This is a genomic window from Paenibacillus sp. J22P143 (genome assembly GCF_059692035.1).
Genome location: NZ_JCAUAQ010000055.1, coordinates 1 through 7,193, shown reverse-complemented (window position 1 = coordinate 7,193; position 7,193 = coordinate 1). Strand labels below are relative to the sequence as shown.

General features: G+C 45.8%; 3 protein-coding genes. All 3 read right to left on the bottom strand.

Translation table 11 applies throughout. The annotated features are described in order from the left end of the window. Window positions 1–2,646: glycosyl hydrolase family 98 C-terminal domain-containing protein (locus AC58PQ_RS29345; RefSeq protein WP_497247902.1), on the bottom strand; the 2,646-nt coding region annotated here is incomplete at its 3' end. 652 nt (window positions 2,647–3,298) lie between these two features. Next, window positions 3,299–5,725 (bottom strand): glycoside hydrolase family 95 protein, encoded by a 2,427-nt coding sequence (locus AC58PQ_RS29340; RefSeq protein WP_497247900.1) that lies wholly within the window; start codon window positions 5,723–5,725, stop codon window positions 3,299–3,301. A 16-nt stretch (window positions 5,726–5,741) separates the two neighbouring features. Continuing rightward, window positions 5,742–7,193 (bottom strand): right-handed parallel beta-helix repeat-containing protein (locus AC58PQ_RS29335; RefSeq protein WP_497247898.1); only part of this gene is annotated, 1,452 nt, incomplete at its 5' end.

Genomic DNA, 7,193 nt, shown 5'->3' with positions numbered 1-7,193 from the left:
GTTCTGCTTATAGTTTCTATTCGCAGTCAGTCCGGTATGAAGAGAAGCATATTGGCCTGGTGTTACAAGATTCTGGGCGTTTGTAAACTTTCCGTGACCGATGACCGTAGCATCTGCGGCAACGTTGCGGTACACCAGAGACGACGACTCATATACTTCAACGGTTACGACCAGTGCCGGACTGGTTCCAGACATCGTTCTGAAAGTGATTGTGAGCTGGCCCGCCTTTTTGGGCGTAATCTCATAATCATAATTCGTTATCTGTTTTACATCAGCACTATCACCATTTACCTCGTAAGAAAGAAAAACATCAGCCGGATTTGCGGGTGTAAAGCCTGTAATCTTTAACTTGGCAGGAGTCTTATTAAATTTACTTAATTCCAATCTGTTGTTGGTAGCATTTGATACAATAGACGTCGTGGCGGATGCATTTGCGCTCGAGATTAGTTTTCCCTGCGCATAGACTAGTCTGTCAAATATCGTTGTGTAGACCGCCGCATTCTTTTCCGTCAAAGCCGTTTGCGCCTTGGAAATCGTATCCGTCAAAAGCTGAACCGAGCTTGCAGTTTTACCGGTTGTATTAACAGCGCTCGCTTTCACGATTTCTGCACGCAACGCTTCCGCATTGGCGTAATTCAACCCGAGCTCTTTCTTCGCCGTGCCATCCGGATAGGTTTTAATATTGAAATCAACCTTCCCGTTGTGGTTAATTTCCAGCGTATACACGCCATTTTCGAACAATTCTGTATATGCATATGGGGGCGTTACATAAATGTCTTGGATACCGTAAACGGCAGGGTTGTAATCAATAAATGTAACTTCCGGCTTCTTAGTCTGGTTATACAACTTAATCGTGGTCTTACGTCCGGACGTTGCAAGGCTGTCATCGTTTCTAGCATCGTATGTTCCGTTCGCCTGTTTTCTGTAAGCTAAGCTATAGAAAGGTGGCCACTGATATCCTCCGGGCATATTACGGTGGTCGATGATATAGTTGTTGAACGTGAAGTTCATACCCCCTTCCACCTCATTCATATATCCGAAGTCGGCGATGGGCATCGTGATATCCACGCTTGTTGTCATGTTTTGAACGGGCACAATTTTTGCCGTCTGCATTCTGTCCTTATTCGTTCGTGCATACGTTTCACTCACATAAGTGCTGTTCATGAACCACCACTGTGTATTCGCCACGTTCTGTGCAAACGCCGTTGTACCGGGCAATGTGTTATCGGGATAGAGCGTGTCGTAATACGACTGATCCTGTTTCGTCGTAACGATTTTGATACCTGCATCGCGGAACTTCTGTAACACTTGTTCGTCGGTATTCAACGGCAAAGAAGGAATCAAGCCGTATTTACCCGTAGCCTGATTGACACCAGTTCCATTCAATGTAGGATCGATAGGCTTCCAAGTAAAGTCTGTATAATTCGCTATGTCACCGCCACCGTCACCCATACCGCCATACGCTGCACGTCCGAGAGCTACGGCCTTAACATTGGCGAGGACTTGTTCTTTGGACGGAATGGAAAGCCGACCATGCTTCATATCCTGATATAAAGGATACATGACATTCATAGCCGAAGCGATACGCGTTCCATACGAATTCATCGCATAATAGCCCGCTTCAACGCATGTAACCGTGCCGCCGTTCATCAAAGACCGCATCAGATTCATGGCGTACTGTGTATCAGGCGCATTCATTCTGCTGGGCCCCTGGCCGTTAATGCTCGTTACGTTGCCATATCCCCACCAGTCAGGCGCGATGCCCCAGTTATCAGCAAATCCCCCGAGCCAAAGTCCTAGAAGCGTGGAAGCGGTTTCAATATCGATATAACTTTGCTTGTACATCAGAACAACGTTCTTATGATTTGCTTTCATCGAATCGTACAGATATTGATTATTCTGCAAATAATCGAAAAACAATCCATTTTGGAATTGGCCGTTGTTTGAATCTTTCCAGAAAACGAACATTCCGTTTTTGCCAGAGAAGTTAATCGCGTCGGCAATATACGTAGACTGATTGCCATACACGTCTCCGCGCCAGCCCACACTGTTATCAAGCTCCGCCATATTGAAACCGATAAAATGCTCGTAGTTATCCGCCATGTGTTGGAAATCTTCCATAGGAATGAAAAAGTCCGTTCTTGATTCACCCTGTATCTGCTGAACGATAAAGTCTACGCCTAGTTTTTCGCAGATATCAGCAAATTGATAGTATGTCTGCATCGTCTGCGTATAATCATTATGCGTTGATGTAGGGTTGAGGGTACCGTCTGGATTAACCTTTCTGTCTCCATGGCCGACTAATAAAATAACCAAAGAATCTCTCAAATCTTCCGGCGTTGCTGCGATGATATCTTCGATTTTATTAACGTTATCATCGTATTCTTTACTCGCAAGTGTCGGATCGTTTGCCGCTTCGCCTTTAGTACTCGGTGTATCGAAACCGTCGGTAATATAATACGTAAACAGGTCCACGGGATGATTCTTATCGATCACCCTGCGCATTGGTACTTGGTTGCTATCGTCGTTCTCAGCCGCTAATGCTTTCGGCGATACAGGTGTAACTAGAAAGGCTGAAAACGACATGCATACTGCGAGAATCACACTTATAAAGCGGCGCAAAGGTTTTTGCATCAGTTCTCTCATAATAATCCTCCTTAAAATAATAAAAAATAGTTACTAACCACGATAATCCTTATACCTAATTGGGACTAGATAGCCTACTTCCGGTCGTCAAGCCACTTTACCCTAATTTAGGCAGACCCGCCAAAAATCAGTAAGGAATGATTATATCCCTTGTTTTAATGCTTGAACTGTTATCATTCCAAGTATTTATCACCCCCCCCTCATAATGCCACCTCATTCATTTGATTTATCTTATTTGACAGATGTTAATAGCTTTATTGTTTAGCTATTCGGTACTGATGTTTTTAGTGTAAACCTAGTAGTATCTAAAATAAATATACTAATTTGACTAGTTGATTTATATTTTTATGGCCCAAACAGAAATCAGTTCTTGACGTTATAAACTAAATCTGAACATGAAAAAACATCTGCCAATCCTGTATTGTTGTAAGTCCAATCCAACAACAAAGAAGAATAAACAGATGCTAAAACCAATATATCAATGAAATGCTTAATAGACTAGAGTTACATGCTCTCCAAATTCTGCCGATCGGTGAAGATGAAAATGAAGCCTTCCAGCAAACACTTGGTTCCACGGCAGCTCTTAGTGCTCGTATGCATCGGTACAAAGCTGGTATTTTAGTTGAATTTAATCGCCATCGTCTTTCAAGCATTAGCCTACTTCAAATACAATGCGCTGCCCTGGCTCAGTAGGAAAAACAAACCTATAATTACCGTCCTCAAACGTAATGTCGACCGCTGAACGATCAAACTTCGTATCTTCTGAGATCAGCAAATTGTCCTTCGATCGTATGCGGCACATCCCCCCGTATACGGAGAGTATTGAAACATTCAGCAGATTCCCACTTTGCCACTCCATACTGACGGTAAATCCTCCCCTGGCCTTCAACCCGATAACCTCTCCAGTTGACCACTGTTCAGGAAGCGCGGGCAGGAGGTGGAGCTCATCTGCATGGCTTTGCAAAAGCATCTCGGCAATCGCTGCTGTCCCACCAAAGTTACCATCAATTTGGAAAATAGCCTTAGAAGAATCGATTCTCGTGTCAACCATGTACGGGTGTCCGTCAAACAGGTTCACAAACGTTGAATCGCGCATTAACTCGATAAAGCATTGATGAGCTTTCGCACCGTCTTGTAATCTTGCCCATAGCGCCATACTCCATGCGCAACTCCAGCCTGTATAGCCGCCGCCGTGTTCCATTCGAAGCTCCAAGGAATGACGGCAAGCTACTGCCAACTCCGTATCCCGTTCGAGCTGAATCAAGTCTCCAGGATACAACCCATACAGATGGGATAGATGTCGATGCCCAGGTTCCCACTCGGCGAAATCTTCCGCCCATTCCTGAAGCTGTCCGCGTCCACCAATCCTTAGTGGGAATAATTGTGACAGCGCATCTTGTAATTCCTTGCTATATTCGCGGTCCTTTTCAAGTAAGTCCGCTGCGGCGATGCAATTTTGGAACAGCTGGCGAATTAAGAGAAGATCTAGGGTAGAAGCTTTTGCAACCGCACAAGGTTCACCATCCGCGGTAATGAATTTGTTTTCCGGCGATGTAGACGGGCTCGTCACGAGAAAACCTGAAGTCTCATCGCGTATGAGCCAGTCTAAACAAAATTTCGCAGCTTCTTTCATCACAGGATACGCACTGTCTTTCAAGTAGCTGTGATCCAGGGTGAATGCATAATGCTCCCACAAATGCGCGCATAACCAAACCCCTGCCATGGGCCAGAACGCCCATACAGCCTGCCCGTTTGCGGGTGAGCTATCGAGCCATAGATCAACATTGTGATGCGCCGTCCAGCCGCTGCAACCATAATGGATCTCTGCCGTCCTTCTTCCTTCATGACTGAGCCTGCGAATCCAGTTGAGCAGTGGTTCATGGCATTCACTTAGATTGCACACTTCAGCAGGCCAGTAATTCATTTGAACGTTAATATTGGTCGTCCAGTTGCTGCCCCATGGTGGTCTGAGCTCTCGATTCCAAATACCTTGCAAAGTAGCGGGCTGCGAGCCGGGACGTGAGCTCGATATTAATAGGTAGCGGCCATAATGAAAATATAGCGCCGCCAACTGCGGATCTTCGAATCCGCTGCGAACAGCTTCGAGCCTGAGATTTGTCGGTAGATAAGATGTTTCCGTCTCCTCCAACTTAAGATTGACTCTCCCCATAAGTGACTGGAAGTCTTGCATGTGCCTCTCTCTCAGTTCAGCATACGTTTTACTGCTTCCTTCATCGAGCTGCTGCCGACAAACGCGCGACAAATCTTTATCTGCAACTATGCGTTCCTTACCGTTCGCCGAGAAATTAGTTGTGGCAGCCAAGCATACATAAACGGTATCAGCTTCGTGGATCTCAAGCACGCTTTCCCCGTTTACTACACAGCTCCCTCCTGAGGCAAACGCTCTCAAACGCGTTTCGAAGCGCATCCCTCTATCTTCTTCATACAGAATCGGACTCGGATGATCTTCGATGTAGTTCGGCTCTACATGGCTCGGACACGTGCCTTCCAAGATAAGCTCATTATTGCCTCGACTTCGTACAGCGCTATGGAGCAAACTTTCTAACTTGAAACTCAGCGATAACTTTCCACCCTCCGAGCAGCTAAATCCCACGATTATTAGCTGGTCAGGCATGCTGACGAACGTCTCGCGTTTATAAGTTATCCCTCCACTCACAAATGAAGTAGTCGCTATTCCAATTTGCAAATCCAGCTCTCGGTGGTAATTCTCTTCCTGACTAATTCCGAATTGTTGAATCAGTAGACTGCCTAGCGGCATGTACGATTCATGCCATGGACCGAGCATATGCTGCTCGATGAGCTTTTCGCCTGCTCGATACTGACCCGATGCAACTAGTTCCCGAGCAGAATGTAAATGTCGAATGGCGTCGTAATTGTTCGTGTCCCGTGGAAATCCAGACCACAACGTATCCTCATTCAAATCGATTCGCTCTTGATCGGTTCCTCCATACACCATTGCGCCGAGTCTACCGTTGCCGATAGGCAATGCTTCCACCCATTGCGAAGCCTTATTCGTGTACCACAACGTGTGGTTCGTCGATTGCTCATTCATTCCCATTTATTAAGTCACCTTTTCATTCGTTTGTCGCTGTTTCCAATAAAAGTGGTCGTAAGGGATCCATTGTCACGGCTTCTACCGGCATATTGGTGATGTGCATTCGCTGATTTTGCATGAGGAAATTATTATCTTCTACGAGCACATCCGAACATGCTTCCAGGCTCACCAGCGGTTTCCTTGTGTAGCTCGTGCCTGCCACTTCATTCCCTCTGATCACCAAACCTTGCGTACTTTTGGCATCAACTAGACTTGTTCCAGCCAAATAGAAAAAATTATGCTCGATCGTAATGTTCCGATGCACGGGACTCAGGTAGTGAACTTCTTCATTTTCCGGTTTGATGAGAATGACAGGTTCGCCGCATTCAATAAAACGATTATTTGAAATGGTCACATCCTGTACCATACCCGATTCAAACCAGCTTTCGCCGTCATCCGCAATGAGAATACCGCTCATCTGCATCCCGTCAAACGTATTATCCCGTATAACTATCTTTTCCCGTGTAGAAACAAGTATGCCACGGGTCGGCACGGACGAAAAGCGATTCCCTATAATCTCCACCTGAGGGTTCCAGCTTACATTTTCGATCACATCGCCAAGGCAAACGCCGTCAGGGATTCGCTCTGTGAATTCCAGCCAAATTTCCCGCGAGTTGATTCGTTTGGCTTTCTGAATGGTGCTGCTTCCAATTGCAGTTAACTTAGAACGATGAATAAAATCCACATGATCACCCGGATAATAAGCATCAAAACCATACGTTTGATGATGCATGAATCGAACCACACACGCTTTGTCGCCAACCATCTCCATGATTTTCAAATGTGTTCCGTGCACATTGATGACATCATCATGCGACCCGCAAAATGTGCTGTTATAAATGCCAACTCGACCTTTACACCCCGACAAATGGACAAAGTCGGCAAAAGCGGATGCCGTTCGCCCTGATTCCGCTCTTGTCGCACATGTAAGATTCCGGAATGTGATGTCTTCTGTAAACTGAGCCACCAAGCCTAACCCATGCATATAGCCAAAATGAATCTGATCAAATACAATATTCTTGCTTCTAACAATAAAAGTCCCCGTTTGATCGCGTATGCCATCACGCATCTGAAAAATATGCCCTAAGCTCGTATCGGGCCGTTTCTTGTAATGAAATCTTACTTTGAAAGGTTCGAGTTCCTCCGCACGAATCGCCTCCGAAGCTGGATTCCATGTTCGCCAAGTTCGATTTGTGTACGGATCAAATTCTTGTGCAGGACCTGACGTATAACACCAACCCTCGCCGCTCCATACCAGCTTTTCTCTTTCGATTCTGTACCAGGAATCCTGGTGTATGGCACAATCCATCGATGTCTCCTCGATCGCCTCCACGCGCATTTCGGACATCGTAGGCCGCTCAAAATCAATTGTAGCGTTTTTAATCTCGATATTTCGGCTTCCATCAATGACAATGGGGGTCATCTTTCCGTG